The sequence below is a fragment of the Micromonospora sp. NBRC 110038 genome, assembly GCF_020884815.1.
GTDB classification, from domain to species: domain Bacteria; phylum Actinomycetota; class Actinomycetes; order Mycobacteriales; family Micromonosporaceae; genus Micromonospora; species Micromonospora haikouensis.
The window spans coordinates 730,681-748,733 of sequence record NZ_BBOL01000003.1 but is presented as its reverse complement, the minus strand read 5'-3'; the positions used below and the strand labels follow the sequence as shown (position 1 = coordinate 748,733).

General features: G+C 72.4%; 10 protein-coding genes and 1 tRNA gene. 7 read left to right on the top strand and 4 right to left on the bottom strand.

Annotated elements, in window-relative coordinates; translation table 11 throughout:
- Nucleotide 1 precedes the first annotated feature (1 nt).
- The 4 genes from LPU61_RS15050 (at nt 2) to LPU61_RS15035 (ending at nt 7,405) form a co-directional block, all read left to right on the top strand.
- Nucleotides 2-1,081 (top strand): polyprenyl synthetase family protein, encoded by a 1,080-nt coding sequence (locus tag LPU61_RS15050; RefSeq protein WP_043966834.1) that lies wholly within the window; start codon nt 2-4, stop codon nt 1,079-1,081.
- 383 nt (nt 1,082-1,464) lie between these two features.
- A complete protein-coding gene (locus LPU61_RS15045; protein WP_229405228.1) occupies nt 1,465-4,338 on the top strand; it encodes a carbohydrate-binding protein in 2,874 nt (957 codons plus the stop codon).
- 75 nt (nt 4,339-4,413) lie between these two features.
- The gene (locus LPU61_RS15040) at nt 4,414-6,129 is read left to right on the top strand and encodes a ThuA domain-containing protein (protein ID WP_229405227.1); all 1,716 of its coding nucleotides are present in this window, start codon (nt 4,414-4,416) and stop codon (nt 6,127-6,129) included.
- 268 nt (nt 6,130-6,397) lie between these two features.
- Nucleotides 6,398-7,405 (top strand): sugar phosphate isomerase/epimerase, encoded by a 1,008-nt coding sequence (locus LPU61_RS15035; RefSeq protein WP_043966839.1) that lies wholly within the window; start codon nt 6,398-6,400, stop codon nt 7,403-7,405.
- A 108-nt stretch (nt 7,406-7,513) separates the two neighbouring features.
- Here the strand turns inward: LPU61_RS15035 and LPU61_RS15030 are convergent, their stop codons facing one another.
- The 4 genes from LPU61_RS15030 to LPU61_RS15015 all read right to left on the bottom strand — a co-directional run bounded on the left by LPU61_RS15030 (nt 7,514) and on the right by LPU61_RS15015 (nt 14,075).
- Nucleotides 7,514-8,698: an ROK family transcriptional regulator gene (locus LPU61_RS15030; protein WP_229405226.1), complete on the bottom strand. Its 1,185-nt coding sequence runs from the start codon at nt 8,696-8,698 to the stop codon at nt 7,514-7,516.
- A 144-nt stretch (nt 8,699-8,842) separates the two neighbouring features.
- Complete coding sequence (locus LPU61_RS15025; protein WP_229405225.1) at nt 8,843-9,916, bottom strand: sugar phosphate isomerase/epimerase; 1,074 nt, start codon at nt 9,914-9,916, stop codon at nt 8,843-8,845.
- 54 nt (nt 9,917-9,970) lie between these two features.
- A complete protein-coding gene (locus LPU61_RS15020; protein ID WP_229405224.1) occupies nt 9,971-13,306 on the bottom strand; it encodes a ThuA domain-containing protein in 3,336 nt (1,111 codons plus the stop codon).
- A gap of 340 nt (nt 13,307-13,646) precedes the next feature.
- Nucleotides 13,647-14,075 (bottom strand): hypothetical protein, encoded by a 429-nt coding sequence (locus LPU61_RS15015; protein ID WP_229405223.1) that lies wholly within the window; start codon nt 14,073-14,075, stop codon nt 13,647-13,649.
- Between the two features lie 285 nt (nt 14,076-14,360).
- On the opposite strand from LPU61_RS15015, the gene LPU61_RS15010 reads away from it, so the two are divergent.
- The 3 genes from LPU61_RS15010 (at nt 14,361) to LPU61_RS15000 (ending at nt 17,975) form a co-directional block, all read left to right on the top strand.
- Nucleotides 14,361-14,433: transfer RNA gene (locus LPU61_RS15010), tRNA-Asn, on the top strand.
- Between the two features lie 196 nt (nt 14,434-14,629).
- Nucleotides 14,630-16,744, top strand: coding sequence for an MMPL family transporter (locus LPU61_RS15005; RefSeq protein WP_229405222.1), 2,115 nt, complete (start codon nt 14,630-14,632; stop codon nt 16,742-16,744).
- Nucleotides 16,734-17,975 carry an NAD(P)/FAD-dependent oxidoreductase gene (locus tag LPU61_RS15000; protein ID WP_229405221.1) on the top strand — a complete coding sequence of 414 codons (1,242 nt, stop codon included), beginning with the start codon at nt 16,734-16,736 and terminating at the stop codon, nt 17,973-17,975. Before LPU61_RS15005 ends, LPU61_RS15000 begins: the two co-directional genes overlap by 11 nt.
- The last annotated feature ends 78 nt before the right edge of the window (nt 17,976-18,053 follow it).

Sequence of the window (18,053 nt, the reverse complement as noted above, 5' to 3'; positions counted from 1 at the left end):
CATGACGGTGACGGCCGCGCCCAGCGACGCGAGCGGCCTGCGCACCCGGGTCGACACCGAGCTGGCCGCCTTCCTCGAGCGGCAGGCTCCCGACTGGCCCGACGGCGCACCCCGGGGCATCTTCGCCGCCCTGCACCGGTTCGTCCTGGCCGGCGGCAAGCGGCTGCGCCCGCAGTTCTGCTACTGGGGCTGGCGGGGTGCCGGCGGGGAGGACGACGGTGGGGAAGGCACCCCGATCCTGGTCGCCTCGGCGGCGCTGGAGCTGTTCCACGCCTTCGCGCTGATCCACGACGACATCCTCGACCACAGCGACCGGCGGCGGGGCGCGCCGTCGGTGCACCGCATCTTCGCCGACCTGCACACCCGCTCCGCGTGGCGGGGCGACCCGGAGGCGTACGGGCGCAACACCGCCCTGCTCTGCGGCGACCTCTGCGCCGCCTGGGCGGACCAGATGTTCCACGAGTGCGGGCTGCGCCGCGACGAGCTGCTGCGCGGGTACGCGGTGTTCGCGCTGATGCGCACCGAGGTGATCGCGGGGGAGTACCTGGACCTGGTCTCCGGCGTGGGCGACGGCTCGGTGGCCAGCGCGCTCACCGTGATCCGGCTCAAGGCGGCGCGGTACACGGTGACCCGGCCGTTGCAGATCGGCGCGGCCCTGGCCGGCGGGTCGCCGGAGCTGGCGGAGGCGCTGGCCGAGTTCGGCGACCCGGTCGGCGACGCCTTCCAGCTCCGCGACGACGTGCTGGGCGTCTTCGGCGACCCACAGGTCACCGGCAAGTCCGTCCTGGACGATCTGCGTGAGGGCAAGCCGACGGTGATGATGGCGTTGGCCCGGCAGTCGGCGGACCGGGCGCAGAGCGCCCGGCTGCGGGAGCTGTTCGGCAACGCCGACCTGGACGACGAGGGTGCCGCCGAGCTGCGGGCCATCATCGAGGCCACGGGTGCCCGGGACGAGATCGAGCGGATGATCCGGATGCGGGCCAAGGCGGGCCTGCGTGCCCTGGCCGACGCGCCGCTCGCCCCCGCGGCCCGGGAGGCGCTCGCCGGGCTGGCCGCCCGGACCATCACCCGCACGGTCTGACGCCACCGCCGGCCCGGTGGTGCGGGCCCGGTGGTGCGGGCCCGGTGGTGCGGGACCCGCCCGCCGCCGGGCCGGCGGTGCTGCTCGGCAGCCCGTTCCTGCGGGCCGGCGGCGGGCGCACATTTTCGAAACATCCTCGACACAACCGCGCAGATCGATTAATGTGAATGTGCTGCGAATCGGTTCGACGAGGTGTCTCCAGTGGGCGCGGTGCCCTCGTCGTCGGCTGCCGGCCGCAATCTCCGTCCCCGCGTGCCGACGGTCTCGTCCCTGCCGACGAGCCCAGCCCGCCGAGGAACGTCCACCGGTGTGCCGAAGGGACGTCCGTCGCGGTATCCGGCGCGACGACGCGCCCCACCACCGGCCAGAGAGGGCACCCCTGCATGTATAGAAGACTTCGTCACCACCGCCGAGCCGCCGGTCACCACGGCCCGGCCCGGAGCTGGCAGGCGGCGGGCACCGCCCTGCTCACGGTGGTCGCCGCGGCCACCGCCGTCGCCGTGTCGGCGGCGCCGGCCGCCGCGCACACCATCAACGCCAGCGACTTCCAGCAGGTCGAGCTGGCCCGCGGCGTCTCCGAGATGGGCGAGCCGATGTCGCTGGCCGTGCTGCCGGACCGGTCGGTGCTGCACACCGCCCGCAACGGCACGGTGCGGCGCACCGACGCCTCCGGCACCACCAAGGTCATCGGCACCATCCCCGTCTACACGCACGACGAGGACGGGATGCAGAGCCTCGGGGTCGACCCGAACTTCGCCACCAACCGGCACATCTACCTCTACTACGCCCCGCCGCTGTCCACCCCCGGCGGCGACGCGCCCGCCACCGGCACCAACTGGTCCGCCTGGCAGGGCGTCAACCGGCTGTCCCGCTTCACCCTGAACTCCGACTTCACCATCAACATGTCCAGCAAGGTCGACATCCTCGACATCGGCACCGACCGGGGCATCTGCTGCCACGTCGGCAGCGACATGGACTTCGACGCCGCCGGCAACCTCTACCTGTCCACCGGCGACGACAGCAACCCGTTCGACTCCGCCGGCTACTCGCCCTTGGACGAGCGCACCAACCGCAACCCGGCGTACGACGCGCAGCGCAGTGCCGGCAACACCAACGACCTGCGGGGCAAGCTCCTGCGGATCAAGGTGAACGCCGACGGCACGTACTCGATCCCGGCCGGCAACCTCTTCGCCCCCGGCACCGCGAAGACCCGCCCCGAGATCTACGCGATGGGCTTCCGCAACCCGTTCCGGATCAGCGTCGACAAGGCCACCGGCATCGTCTACGTCGGCGACTACGGGCCGGACGCCGGCAGCACCAACTCCAACCGGGGCCCCTCCGGCCAGGTCGAGTTCAACCGGGTCACCGGCCCCGGCAACTACGGCTGGCCGTACTGCACCGGCACCAACACCACCGCCGAGACCTACAACGAGTGGGACTTCGCCAGCAACTCCACCGGCCCCAAGTTCAACTGCACCGGCGGGCCGACCAACAACTCGTTCCGCAACACCGGCCTGAGCACCCTCCCGCCGGCCAAACCCTCCTGGATCAAGTACGGCGGCGACTCCGGCAGCCCGCCCGCGTTCGGCAGCGGCTCCGAGTCGCCGGCGGCCGGCCCGGTCTACCGGTACGACCCCAACAACCCCTCGGCGACGAAGTTCCCGCAGTCCTTCGACGGGCAGTTCTTCGCCACCGAGTTCGGCCGTGGCTGGATCAAGCCGATCCACCTGAACACCGACGGGTCGCCCGGCACCATCGACAGCTTCCCCTGGGTCGGCAAGCAGGTGATGGACTCCGCGTTCGGCCCCGACGGGGCGTACTACGTGCTCGACTACGGCACCGGCTACTACAACGGCGACGCCAACTCGGCGCTGTACCGCTTCGACTACGTCGGCGTCGGCAACCGGGCGCCGGCCGCCCGCGCCAGCGCCGACCGGACCTCCGGGCCGGCCCCGCTGACCGTGAACTTCTCCTCGGCCGGGTCCGCCGACCCGGAAGGTGGGGCGCTGACCTACTCGTGGGCGTTCGGCGACGGCACCACCTCCACGGCGGCCAACCCGGCGAAGACGTACACCACGGACGGGTCGTACACCGCGACGCTGACCGTGCGCGACCCGCAGGGCGCGACCGGTTCCAGCAGCGTCACGGTCAACGTCGGCAACACCGCCCCGACGGTCACCATCACCGGGCCGGCCAACGGCAGCCTGTTCTCCTTCGGTGACACCGTGCCGTTCAGCATCACCGTGACCGACCCCGAGGACGGCTCGATCGACTGCACCAAGGTCAAGATGACCTACGTGCTCGGCCACGACCAGCACGGTCACCAGATCGCCTCGCAGAACGGCTGCTCCGGCACCATCACCATCCCCGTCGACGGCGAGCACGACGACGCGGCGAACATCTTCGCCGTCTTCGACGCCGAGTACACCGACGCCGGCGGCCTGACCACGCACACCCAGCACATCCTGCAGCCCCGGCACCGGCAGGCCGAGCACTTCAAGACCTCGTCCGGCATCAGCACCTACGACAAGGCCACCGCCGAGGGCGGCAAGACCGTGGGCGACATCCAGAACGGGGAGTGGATCGCCTTCGAGCCGTACCGGATCGCGAACGTCACCTCGTTCACCGCCCGGGTCTCCTCGGCCGGCGCGGGCGGCACGCTCCAGATCCGCACCGGCTCGCCGACCGGCACCGTGCTCGGCTCGGCAACCGTCCCGGTGACCGGGTCGTGGGAGACCTTCACCACCGTCACCGGGTCGATCTCCAACCCGCCGACCGGCACCACCACGCTCTACCTCACCTTCGCCGGTGGCTCCGGGACGCTGTACGACGTCGACGCGTTCACCCTGAACACCGGCACCGTGACGCCGCCGACCGGCACCGGGCGGATCGTCGGGTTGGCCGGCAAGTGCCTGGACGTGCGCAACGGCTCGTCGACCGACGGCACGCAGGTGCAGCTGTTCACCTGCAACGGCGCCGCCGGCCAGCAGTGGACGGTGGGCACGGACAGCACGATCCGGTCGCTGGGCAAGTGCCTGGACGTCAACGGGGGCGCCTCGGCCGACGGGACGAAGGTCCAGCTCTGGTCGTGCAACGGCGGCAACGCCCAGCGGTGGGCGGCGCAGTCCGACGGGAGCCTGCGCAACACCCCGACGGGCAAGTGCCTGGACGTCTCGGGCAACAACTCCGCCGACGGCACGGTCGTGCACCTGTGGACCTGCAACGGCGGGGCCAACCAGAAGTGGACCCTGCCCTAAGGCACCTCTGCGGTCTCCCTGCGGTCCCCCGCCCCAGGCGGGGGACCGCACCGCCACCACACCCAGGAGAACGACATGCGAAGACTCCTCCGTCCCCTCCTCGGGGCGGCCACCGCCGCCCTGGCCGTGCTCGCCTGCACCACCCCGGCCACCCCGGCGTCGGCCGCCGACGCCCCGTACGACGTGCTGGTCTTCTCCAAGACCGCCGGGTTCCGGCACGACTCCATCGCCGTGGGCACCCAGGCCATCCGCGAGCTCGGCGCGGCCAACAGCTTCACCGTCACCGCCACCGAGGACGCCGCCCAGTTCACCACCGCCAACCTGGCCCGCTTCGAGGCGGTGATCTTCCTCAACACCACCGGCGACGTGCTCAACGACAGCCAGCAGGCGGCGTTCGAGTCGTACATCGGCGCCGGCGGCGGCTACGTCGGCGTGCACTCCGCCGCCGACACCGAATACAACTGGCCGTTCTACGGCAACCTCGTCGGCGCGTGGTTCGCCTCCCACCCGGCCATCCAGCAGGCCCGGGTAAAGGTGGAGGACCGGGCGCACGCCGCCACCGCGCACCTCGGCCAGACCTGGACCCGCACCGACGAGTGGTACGACTTCCGCACCAACGCCCGCTCCACCGCGCACGTACTGGCCAGCCTCGACGAGTCGTCGTACTCCGGCGGGGCGATGGGCGGGGACCACCCGCACGCCTGGTGCAAGACCTACAGCGGCGGCCGGTCCTTCTACACCGGCGGCGGCCACAGCCAGTCGTCGTACTCCGAGGCGGCGTTCCGGTCCCACCTGCTCGGCGGCATCCGGTACGCGGCCGGGCGCACGAAGGCCGACTGCCGGCCCGAGACCGGCTACACCGCCCTCTACAACGGCGCCACGACCGGCTGGAGCCAGGCGGGGCCGGGCGGCTTCACCAACACCGACGCCACCCTCAGCTCCTCCGGCGGCCTCGGCCTGTACTGGTACAGCGCGAAGCAGTTCACCAACTACTCGCTCAAGCTGGACTGGCGGATCCCCGGGGACGACAACTCCGGGGTCTTCGTCGGCTTCCCCGCCTCCAGCGACCCGAACTCGGCGATGACCAACGGGTACGAAGTGCAGATCGACGCCACCGACTCCGACGACCGCACCACCGGCTCGATCTACGGGGTCAAGTCCGCCGACCTGGCCGCCCGCGACGCCGCGCTCAACCCGCCGGGGGAGTGGAACACCTACGAGCTGCTGGTCGAGGGGGAGCGGCTCCAGGTCCTGCTCAACGGCGTGAAGATCAACGACTTCACCAACACCGACCCGGCCCGCTCGCTCGCCGGCTACGTCGGCATCCAGAACCACGGCACCGGCGACGACGTGTCGTTCCGCAACATCCGGATCAAGGAGCTGGGCGGCACGAACCCGCCGACGACCCGCACCGGGCGGATCGTCGGGCTGGCCGGCAAGTGCCTGGACGTGCGCAACGGCTCCTCGGCCGACGGCACCCAGATCCAGCTGTTCACCTGCAACGGCGCCGCCGGTCAGCAGTGGACGGTGGGCACGGACAGCACGCTGCGGTCGCTGGGCAAGTGCCTGGACGTCAACGGCGGCTCCTCGGCCGACGGGGCGAAGGTGCAGCTCTGGTCGTGCAACGGCGGTGGCGCCCAGCGGTGGGCGGCGCAGTCCGACGGGAGCCTGCGCAACACGCAGTCGGGCAAGTGCCTGGACGTCTCGGGCAACAGCTCGGCCGACGGCGCGGTCGTGCACCAGTGGAGCTGCCACGGCGGCACCAACCAGAAGTGGACCCTGCCCAGCTAGCCGGAGGTAAGGAAGGGCCCCCTGTTAACGCATTCTGTTGCACAGGGGGCCCTTCCTAACCGCCGCAGGCGGCCATAGAGTGAGCGGCGGCGACCGTACGCGGTTGCCGGTGACCCGGCGGGAGGCGCAACCCGCTGGGCCCAGGCGCTGCTCCGCGCCCACCGGCACCCCGCCCGGTCCGCCGTGCACCAGCCCGGCCCAGCCCGGTCACCCTCGCCCCGGTCACGCACACGGAATCCCCCATCACCACCACAGGGGAGTAGGACTCATGGCGCGACCCATCACGCTCTTCACCGGCCAGTGGGCCGATCTTCCGTTCGACGAGGTCTGCCGGCTCGCCTCCGAGTGGGGCTACGACGGGCTGGAGATCGCCTGCTGGGGCGACCACTTCGAGGTCGACAAGGCTCTCGCCGACGACTCGTACGTCGAACGGAAGCTCGCGACCCTGGCGAAGCACAACCTGAAGGTCTTCACGATCTCCAACCACCTGGTCGGCCAGGCCGTCTGCGACCACCCGATCGACGAGCGGCACCAGGGGATCCTGCCCGCCCGGATCTGGGGCGACGGCGAGCCGGAAGGGGTCCGCCAGCGGGCCGCCGAGGAGATCAAGGACACCGCGCGGGCGGCGGCGAAGCTGGGCGTGGACACCGTCGTCGGGTTCACCGGCTCGTCGATCTGGCACACCCTGGCGATGTTCCCGCCGGTGCCGCCGGAGATGATCGAGCGCGGCTACCAGGACTTCGCCGACCGGTGGAACCCGATCCTCGACGTCTTCGACGAGGTGGGGGTGCGCTTCGCCCACGAGGTCCACCCCAGCGAGATCGCCTACGACTACTACACCACCAAGCGCACGCTGGAGGCGATCGGTCACCGGCCCGCGTTCGGGCTGAACTGGGACCCGTCGCACTTCGTGTGGCAGGAGCTGGACCCGGTGAACTTCATCTTCGACTTCGCCGACCGGATCTACCACGTCGACTGCAAGGACGCGAAGGTGCGCACCGGCGACGGCCGGCGCGGCCGGCTGGCGTCCCACCTGCCCTGGGCCGACCTGCGCCGGGGCTGGGACTTCGTCTCGACCGGCCACGGTGACGTGCCGTGGGAGGACTCCTTCCGGGCGCTGAACGCCATCGGCTACTCCGGCCCGATCTCCATCGAGTGGGAGGACGCCGGGATGGACCGCCTCGTGGGGGCCCCCGAGGCGTTGCAGTTCGTCCGGCGGCTCGCCTTCGACGCCCCGTCGGCGGCCTTCGACGCGGCGTTCAGCAGCAAGGACTGACGCTGGGCAGCACCGAGGACTGAGCCGGCCGTGCCGGTCGGGCCCGCCCGGGTCCGGCCGGCCGCGCCGGTCAGGATGCGGCGTGGACGGCGGGGCCGACCGAGCTGTTCACGACGCGGCGTAGACGTCGTCGCTGGCCAGGCGGGCCGCGCCCACCACCCCGGCGGTGTCGTCCAGGTCGGACAGCACGATCGGCAGGTTGCCGGTGGCCAGCGGCGGAGACCGCCGGTAGACCACCGACCGGATCTCGGCGAGCATGGTCGGCCCGAGGCCGACGGCCGTCCCGCCGATGATCACGATGCCCGGGTTGACGAAGTTGACCAGCCCGACCAGGACGCGGCCGAGCCGCCGGGCCGCGTCGCGGACCAGCGTCTGCGCGGCGGGGTCGCCGGCCACCGTCGCCCGGCCCACGTCCGCCACGGTGAGCGCGCCGGCCTCGGCGAGCCGGGCGGCGAGCACCGGCGACCGCCCGTCCTCGACCGCCGCGAGCGCCTCCCGGACCAGGGCCTCGTCCGAGCAGTACGCCTCCAGGCAGCCCGTCTCGCCGCAGGCGCAGGTCGGGCCGTCGTCGCTCTGCCGCAGGTGCGCGATGCCGCCCGCGCCGCTGGTGGCGCCCCGGTGCAGCGCGCCGCCGAGCACCAGGCCGCAGCCGATGGCGGTGCCCAGCTTGACGTAGAGGAAGTCGTCGAAGGCACGGCCGGTGCCGGCGTGCTGCTCGCCGAGCGCCATCACGTTGGCGTCGTTGTCGACCAGCACCGGGCAGCCCAGCTCCGCGGCGAGCGCGTCGCGCACGCCGTACCCGTGCCAGCCGGGCAGGGCCGGCGGGGAGACCGGCGCCCCCTCGCGGAACGCGACCGGGGCGGGCAGGGCCACCCCGACCCCGGTGAGCCGGCCCAGGCCGAGGTTCGCGCGGACCTTGCCGAGCAGTTCGAGCGTACGGGCGATGGTCGCCTCCGGGCCGAGGCGGACGTCGACGGGCTCGCGGCGCCGGGCCAGGACGGACAGTTCGCCGTCGGTGACCGCGACGTCGATCTCCCGGGGGCCGATGGTGATCCCGGCGAAGCGGACCGCGCCGGCGATGCGCAGCAGCGACGAGCGGCGACCGCCCCGGGACGCGGCCGGGCCGGCGGTCTCCACCAGGCCCAGGGCGACCAGGCGGTCGACCTCCGCGACGAGCCGCGCCCGGCTGAGCCCCGCGGCGTCGCCGAGCTCGACCCGGGAGCGCGGGCCGTCGTCGCGGAGCAACCGCAGCAGCCGGGCCTGGTCGGCGTTGTCCGGGCCGTCGTACGTCATGTCGTGACCACCTCCGTCCGGAATCCTCCCCCGTCGTCCCCCGGCCGCGCCCGTCGAGGGCGACAACGAGTGCCAGGTCACCCCGGACGCGGGGCGGGGCCGCGCCCGGTCACCCCGGACGCGGCCCCCTCGGGTCGGCTCGGCTCAGCCGCGCAGGCCCGACATGTGCTTGTAGCTGATCTGGGCGTACTGGAGCGACCGGCCCGGGTCGGCGGTGCCGCCGGGCGCGTTGTCCTGCTCCCACATCGGGTTGTGGTAGCCCTTCGCGCCCATGTTGGCGAAGAAGCCTCCGTAGTCGATGTCGCCCTGGCCGAGCGGCGCGAACTCGTACCCGTTGGTGACGTTGGGGTTGCGCTTGCCGTCCTTGGCGTGGAACAGCGGGAAGCGCATGGTCCGGGCCTGGACGGTGGCCAGCGGGTCGAAGATGTCCGTGCGGGCCACGCCGTCCGGGTCGGTGTAGGTGTGCCAGCGGTGCTGGGCCACGTGCGCCCAGTAGATGTCCATCTCGAAGAAGACCCACTCGGGGTTGGTCTGCGCGAAGAAGTACTCCAGCTTCCGGATGCCGGAGGACCGGGTCGGCCGGCCCAGGTCGTCCAGCGGGCCGCTGTCGAGCAGGAAGTTGTACGCCGCGTCGTGGTTGTGGGTGTACAGCTTCAGCCCGCGCGAGGCGGCCATTTCGCCGAGGATGTTCCACCGCTCGGCGGCGGCGTCCCAGTCGGCCTTGTAGTTGCTGTTGGTCGGGTCGGAGCCGGTGCCGATGTGGCTCATGCCGAGCGTCGCGGCGATGTCGAGCTGCGCCTCGAACGCGGCGAGCGTGGTCGGGGTGAGCGTGCTCGGGATCGAGGCGTGGGTGCCGTTGGCCCGCAGCCCGTTGTCGTCGAGGATCTTGCGGATCTCGGCGGGGGTGATCTGCCGGCCCAGGATGGCGGTGCTCTGGTTGTAGCCGGCGAACTCGATCTCCTTGTAGCCGATCTCGGCGAGCCGGCCGAGGACCCGCTCGAAGCCGTACGGGACGCCGGTGGCGTCGGGGGCGGCGCTGATCCGGTCCCGGACGGAGTAGAGGATGATGCCGCGCTTGCCGGGCGGGACGAGGACGCCGTTGGCGGCGCTGGCCGACGAGACGAATCCGGTCGCCCCGCCGATGGCCGCCGCGCCGGCCACGCCGGCGACGGCGCCGAGCATCCGGCGGCGGCTCATTCCGTGCTGGTTGTCGCTCATGTCTGTGTTGCCTTCCTGAGGTCTGGTGATGGCGGCGCCGGGGGCGGGGTGGGATCAGGGGGTGACGCCGATGCCCTGACCGTTGAACTCGACCCAGTTGAGGTTGCCGAAGCCGCTGGCCGGGCCGCCGGGGACGGCGGTGAAGACCAGGTACAGCCGGCGGGTGCCGCCGGGGTCGGTGAAGGGGACGGTGGTGCTGGTGAACACCGTGTTGCCGGTGGTCGCGTTGACCGTGGCGGTGGTCAGCAGCGGGCCGGTGGGGGAGTCGAGCCGGAACTCGACGCCGAACCGGGGCTGCCCGGCGGTGGCGGCGCTGCCGCCGGAGGTGCGCAGCGTGACCGACTGCATGTTGGTCAGGTTCACCGTGCCGTTGATCGCGATCCAGTCGCCCGGGTCGAGGCTGCCGCGGTGCTGCCCGGCGCCGACGTCGGCCGTGTTGGCGACGGTGGTGCCGGACTGGTCGGCGGCGAACTCGACGTCCTGCTTCTTGGCCTGGATCACCTGCTGGTCGACCGTGGTCAGCGCCGGCTGGCCGTTGGCCCCGCCGTCGGTGTACGACGCGCTGATCACCCCGTAGATGTAGCCGCCGTGGGAGGCGTCGTCGGGGTCGGTGGGCAGCACGCCGGAGCAGCCGAACGCGTTGGCCCCACCGTGGCCGTGCTGGTCGTGACCGAGGACGAAGGTGACCTCGACCTTGCTGCAGTCGACCGGCCCGTCCTCCGGGTCGGTGACGGTCACCGTGTAGGGGATCGAGTCGCCCCACTGGAAGAAGCCGCCCTCGACGGGGGTGTTGACGGTCACCGTGGGCGCGGTGTTGCCGACGGTGATGGTGGTGTTCGCCGAGGCGGTCTTGCCGCTGGAGTCGGTCACCGTCAGCCGCGCCGTGTACACGCCGTTGGCGGTGTACGTGTGCGACGGGTTCGGGTCGATCGAGTCCGTGGTGCCGTTGCCGTCGAAGTCCCAGGCGAACGAGATGGAGTCGGCCGGGTCCGGGTCCTTCGAGCCGGCGCTGGAGAACGCCACGGTCAGCGGCGCGATGCCGTTGGTCGGGGTGGCGGTGAGCGTCGCGATCGGCGCCCGCAGCCCCTTGACGTAGCTGAACTTCAGCATGGCGGCGTCGGGGTTGATGTTGAAGAACCCGTCGCCGTACGTGAGCAGGTAGAGGTTGCCGTCCGCGCCCCAGCGCATGTCCATCGGGTTGTCGCACAGGAAGGGCTGCGTGGGGGTGGTGGGCGCCTGCCCGCAGTTCAACATGTTGTTGATCTTCAGGATGTCGCCGTTGGAGTCGAGCCGCACCTCCTTGAGGGTGTCGCGGGTGAACTCACCGAACACGATGGCGCCGTCGTAGTACGCGGGGAACTTCGTCTCCGACCTCAGCTCCGGGTCGTAGTCGTACTTCGCCGCGCCGTGCGGACCGACGCCACCGGTGCCCAGTTCGGGGAACAGCACCGGGCAGGTCTGCGTCGGAGTCGACAGGTACGACTCCGGGCAGGGGGTGGGGGCCTGGAACGAGTACCACAGCTCCGACTTCTCGACCGCCGGCAGCTCGGTCAGGCCCGTGTTGTGCCGCGAGGTGTTCCGCGGCGCCGCGCAGTCGAACGGCGCGACCGGCGAGATCGGACTCGTCGTCCAGTTCATCTCGATGTACGGCAGGTTCGGCTGCACGCACAGCGGCCAGCCGTAGTTGGCGGGCTTGTCGATCACCATCATCCGGCCGGTGCCGGCCGGTCCCCGCCCCACCGCCGCCGTCGACGAGTCGGGGGAGTAGTCGGTGACGTACGCGACGTCGTTCTTGTCGACGGTGATGCGGAACGGGTTCCGCAGGCCCATCGCGTAGATCTCCGGCCGGGTCTTCGCCGTGCCGGCCGGGAACAGGTTGCCCGCCGGGACCGTGTACGACCCGTCCGCGCCCACCGTGATCCGCAGGACCTTGCCGCGCAGGTCGTCGGTGTTCGCGGAGCTGCGCCGGGCGTCGGCGAACGGCGCCTGGTAGACGCCGGCCGCGCTGACCGAGTCGTTGTGCGGGGAGAAGCCGCCGGAGCCGCCGGCGCCCGACGGGGTGTCGTCGCCGGTGACCAGCCACAGGTTGTTCTTCGAGTCGAAGGCGATGTCGCCGGCCACGTGGCAGCAGGCGCCCCGGTCCACCGGGACCTGGAGGATCTTCTGCTCGCTGGCCACGTCCAGCGACGGGGTCTCCCCGTCGACGAACTTGAAGCGGGAGAGCTGGAAGTAGCCCTTCCACCGGTCCCACGTGGTGGGGTCGGTGCTGGTGGTCGGCGCCGCGCCCGTGGGGGTGTCCAGCAGCGGGGCGTAGTAGAGGTACACCCACTTGTTGGTGGCGAAGTCGTTGTCGACCGCCGGGCCGTACATCCCGTCCTCGCTGTGGGTGTAGACCGGGATCTGGGCGAGCACGGTGGTCTCGTTGGTCTCCGTGTCGTGCAGGCGTACGCCGCCGCGCCGGTCGGTCTGGATGACCCGGCCGTCGGGGAGCACGTCGAAGCCGATCGGCTCGTTGACGTTGGGCTGCGCCCCGACCACCGTCATCTGGTAGTTGGCCAGCACGGTCGCCCCGCAGTCGCCGTCGGTCACCCCGGCGGCCCACTGGATCGCGCCGCCCAGGTGCGCGCGCAGGTCGGTGCTGCGGAAGCTCGCGGCCGTGGCCCCGAGCCCCGTGTAGAACGACCGGCCGCCCTGGTAGTCCTTGCACCAGGTGACGGGGTGGTCGTAGCCCATGCTGCCGCCGGCGTACGTCTTCTCGTCCACCGTGGCCAGCACGTGCGAGACGCCCCGGACGTTGGCCGCGTAGTTGTACCAGCGGTCGGTGTGCCGCCAGCGCTCCGGCAGCGCGGCGGAGGCGGGATGGACCCGGTCGGCGACGGTGACGGTCGCCGGTGCGACCTCGGCGGCCCCGGTGGCCCGGGTGCCGAGCACGTCGGTGAGGAACGACCAGTCGGGCTCGGCCTCGATGGCCGAGTGGACGCCGACGAAGCCGCCGCCGGCCCGGTAGTACTTCTCGAAGGCGGCCTGCTGGGCGTCGTTGAGCACCTCGCCGGCCGTGTTGAGGAAGACGACCGCCCGGAACTGCTTGAGGTGGGCGTCGTCGAACTTGCGGGCGTCGTCGGTCACCTCGACGGTGAACCGGCGGTCCTTGCCGAGCTGGCGGACGGCCTCCACCCCGGCGGCGGTGGCGGCGTGGCTGCCCCCGGCGGAGCGGGTGAAGACGAGGACCTTGTACTGGATGCCGTTGGGTGAGGAGGGTGCGGACAGGACGGTGGTCGGCGCGGCGAGCGCCGGGGTCGGCTGCTGCTGCGTCGTCGCGACGAGTGTCGCGCCGACGAGGGCTAACAGGCTGAGATGGGTGGCGGCCCTGCGGCCGGTGGTTCGGAGCATCGAACCTCGCTCTGGTCAGGCGGGTCCGCCTCAGCACCGGGACGTGGCTGAGGTGGTCGCTTGGGGAGGTGACGAGAGCCTGGCCAGGTTCTTACGCAGGACCGTAATTGCGTCGGGGAGGAAAGAGAAGAGGCCGAAGGAAGGAGTTTTCGTGGAAACGCTCCAACTTTTGCTTGGCGTCAGCAAAAGTGGGATGAGCTGGGCTTACGCCCCGGTCGCGGCCCAGCATGGCAAGGCGTGCCGGCACGGCAGGCGGGCGGCCCGGTGCGGCGGAGCGGGTCGCCCGGCACGGCAGACGGGCCGGCCACCCGAAGGTGGCCGGCCCGCCGCGAACCGTGAGTCAGAGAGTGCTGCCGTTGGTGCCCGTGCCGGACGGCTTCGTCCGGGCCGGGCCGGAGGCCGCCCCGCTCGTGGTCGACCCGGACGCGCCGGTGCCCGACGGGCCGCTGCCCGCCTTCGCGCCGACCGTCGCCGGGGTGCCCGCGAACGGCTTGTCGGCGGCGGTCAGCTCGTGCTTGCCGCTGTCGCCCCCGCTGCTGCCGTTGCTGCCCAGCTTCTCGCCGATCCGCGACTGGCTGAGCTTCTCCCTGCCCTCGCTGTAGAGCCGGTTGGCCTGGGCCTGCGCGACGCCGGCCGCCTCCTGGACGGTCGGGTGGTCGAGCACCTTGCGGCCCCGGACGACCAGCTCCTCGTACTTCTCCCGGCCGGCACGGGCGCCCAGGACGAATCCCGCAGCCAGCCCGCCAAGAAACATGATCTTTCCGCGCATGGCGGCTCCTTCCGTACCTGACGCGCCGTCGCCTCCCCGGGGCGGACCCCGCGGGCGACGAGCATCTCGCGCCTACGTCCTCTGTCGGCAGCTAACTACCCATCCTCCACCGCGCTCATACCTGGTTGTGCCCGGATGGCGAATTGTCCGCCCGCCGGGCGGTTCGGACGCCCCCGGTGCCGGTGCGCCCCGCGTCGGAACCCCCTGGACCAAACCCCGGGTGAATCCTGTACTCTTGTGCCGTCGCCGGGGGTGCCGGAGAGATCCGATCCGGGCGACGAGCGGTCCCCCGTAGCTCAATTGGCAGAGCAGCCGGCTGTTAACCGGCAGGTTTTTGGTTCGAGTCCAAACGGGGGAGCAAACAACGAGAAGGCCTGCCGGCCGCAGCCGGCGGGCCTTCTCGTATGCCCACCCCGCATGTCCAGAAGTGGGCCGGCGGGGGTAACGGGGCCGTTTCCGCCCGCCTGGGCGCGCTCGGCCGGCAGGATGGTCGATGTCGACTTAGACTCCCGCTGCGTCGATCGCTGCGTCGATTCAAGAGGTGGGTGGGTGGGATGGCCGGAAGACGGGGCGGCACCGCCACGCTGGTCGCGGCGCTGGTCGTGATCGGCTGGTTGGTCGTCGGCGGGGTGGCCGGGCCGTACGCGGGGAAGTTGGGGGAGGTCTCCACCAACGACAACGCCTCCTTCCTGCCCGCCGAGGCCGAGGCCACCCGGGCGCAGGACCTGGCCGCCGAGTTCGCCGACCGGCAGACCACCCCGGCGCTCGTCGTCTACGCGCGGGCCACCGGCATCACCGACGCCGACCGGCAGCGGGCCGCGGCCGACGCCGCCCGGTTCGCCCAGGTCCCCGGCGTCGTCACACCGATCCCGCCGCCCGTGCCCAGCCAGGACGGCCAGGCCCTCCAGGTGGTCGTCCCCATCGACGAGGCCGAGGGGGAGCGGATCGGGCAGGTCGTCGACGAACTGCGCGCCATCGCCGGCGACGACCGGGACGGGCTCACCGTGGACGTCGCCGGGCCCGCCGGGCTGCTCGCCGACCTCATCGAGGTCTTCGGCGCCATCGACGGCCCGCTGCTGCTGGTCACCCTCAGCGTGGTGCTGGTCATCCTGCTGGTCGTCTACCGCAGCCCGGTGCTGTGGATCTTCCCGCTGCTCGCCGCCGGCACGTCGTACGCCCTCGCGGCGGTCTTCGTCTATCTCCTCGCCGACCACGACGTGGTCAAGCTCAACGGGCAGGCCCAGGGCATCCTCACCGTCCTCGTCTTCGGCGCGGGCACCGACTACGCGCTGCTGCTCATCGCCCGCTACCGGGAGGAACTGCACCGGCACGGGCGCCCCTGGGACGCCATGCGGGCAGCCTGGCGCGGCGCCGCCCCGGCGATCATCGCCTCCGGCGGCACCGTCATCCTCAGCCTGCTCTGCCTGCTGCTGTCCAGCCTCAACTCCAACCGGGCGCTCGGCCCGATCGCCGCCATCGGCATCGCCGCCACCCTGCTGGTCATGCTGACCTTCCTGCCCGCCCTGCTCGTGCTCGGCGGGCGCTGGGCGTTCTGGCCGCGCCGGCCCGCCGTCGACCAGGCCGACCCGCAGACCGAGCACGGACTGTGGAGCCGCATCGCCGGCTTCGTCGCCCGCCGGGCCCGGGTCGTCTGGCTCGCCACCGCCGCGGTGCTGGCCCTGCTCACCATCGGCCTCACCCAGCTCGGCGTCACCACCCTCGGCCAGACCGACCTGTTCACCCAGCGCACCGACTCCGTCGCCGGCCAGGACGTGATCGCCGCCCACTACCCGGCCGGCACCGGCAGCCCGGCCACCATCTTCACCAACCAGGCCAGCGCCCAGCAGGTCGCCGAGGTGGCCCAGCGGGTGCCCGGCGTCGCCGCCGTCCGCCCCGTCACCCAGGGCAGCCAGGCCGGCCCGCCCGACCCGAACGCCCCGCCGAAGGTGGTCGACGGCCGCGTCGAGTTCGAGGCCACCCTCGCCGACCCGCCCGACAGCAACGGCGCGGAGCGCACCATCCGCGACCTGCGCGAGGCCGTGCACGGCGTACCCGGCTCGGACACGGTCGTCGGCGGGTTCACCGCGATCAACGTGGACACCTCCGACGCGTCCGCCCGCGACCGCAACGTGATCATCCCCGTGGTGCTGCTGGTGATCGCCGTCATCCTGGCCCTGCTGCTGCGCGCCCTGCTCGCCCCGCTGCTGCTCATCGCGACCGTGGTGCTGTCGTTCCTCGCCACCCTCGGGCTGTGCGCGCTGATCTTCCGGCACCTGCTCGACTTCCCCGGCGTCGACCAGTCGTTCCCGCTGTTCGCGTTCGTCTTCCTCGTCGCCCTCGGCATCGACTACAACATCTTCCTGATGAGCCGGGTCCGCGAGGAATCGGTCCACCGGGGCACCCGCCCCGGCGTGCTCGCCGGCCTCGCCGTCACCGGCGGCGTCATCACCTCCGCCGGCATCGTGCTCGCCGCGACGTTCTCCGCACTCGCCGTGCTGCCCCTGGTCGTCCTCGTCGAGCTGGGCGTCGCCGTCGCCGTCGGGGTCCTGCTCGACACCATCGTCGTCCGCTCGCTGCTGGTGCCCGCCCTGTCGTACGACATCGGGGCGCGGATCTGGTGGCCCGGCCGGCTGAACCGCACGGACCGGGAGGCGCGCCATGCCCGCTGAGCCCGACGTCGTCATCGTCGGCGGCGGCCTCGCCGGCCTCGCCGCGGCCCGCCGGCTGCACCGCGCCGGCGTGTCCTGGCGGCTGCTGGAGGCCGGCGACCGGCTCGGCGGCCGGGTCGCCACCGACACGATCGACGGGTACCTGATCGACCGGGGCTTCCAGGTGCTCAACACCGCGTACCCCCGGCTCGGCACGCTGCTGGACCTGGCCACCCTCGACCTCGGCTGGTTCACCCCCGGGGTGCTGGTCCGGCGCGGCGAGGCCGTCGCCCGGCTGGTCAACCCGCTGCGCGAGCCCGCCGGGGCGGCGGGCACCGCGCTGGCCGACGTCGGCTCGCTGCGCGACCGGCTCCGGTTCGCGGCGCTGGCCACCGGCTGCGCCACCCTGCCGCCCGGCCGGCTGCTCGACGCCCCCGAGACCACCGCCGAGGGGGCGCTGCGCCGCGCCGGCCTCTCCGACGCGATCATCGAGGAACTGCTGCGGCCCTTCCTGTCCGGCGTGCTCGTCGACCGGGCGCTGGAGACCTCCAGCCACGTGCTGGCGATGGTGCTGCGCTCGTTCGCCCGGGGCCGCGTCGGCGTGCCCGCGCAGGGGATGGGTGCGCTGCCCCGGGCGATCGCCGCGCCGCTGCCCGCCGACCTGGTCGAACTGCGCACGCCCGTCGCCGAGGTCGGCCCTCATCGGGTACGCACGCAGGCCGGCGAGCTGCGCTGCCGCGCCGCGCTCGTCGCCGTCGACCCGCCCACCGCCGGCACGCTGCTGCCGGCCCTCGGCCGGGTACGCATGCACGCCTACACCACCTACTACCACGCCACCGACACCCCGCCCCTGGACGAGCCGATCCTGCTCGTCGACGGCGACCGCCGGGAACTGGTCGCCAACACCGTCGTGCTGAGCCGGGCCGCGCCCACGTACGCGCCCGCCGGGCGGCACCTCGTCGCCACCTCCGTGGTCGGCCCGTCCGCCCCGCCCGAACCGGTCGTCCGCGCCGAACTGGCCCGCCTCTACGGCCACCCCACGGCGGACTGGGCGCACCTGACCACGGTCGACGTTCCCGCCGCGCTGCCCGCCGCGCCGCCGCCGCAGGGCCGGCTGCGCAAACCGGTGGCGCTCGGTGGTGGCCTCTTCGTCGCCGGGGACCACCGCGACAGCCCGTCCATCCAGGGCGCGCTGGCCAGCGGCTGGCGTGCCGCCGGGGCCGTGCTGGCCGAGCTGCGCGCCCAGGGCTGAGGCCGTCGCGGACGGCTGCGTGCTGTTATCCTCGCGTTGCCCATCGTGCTGGATCATCGATCGGTTGCCGGTGGGCTA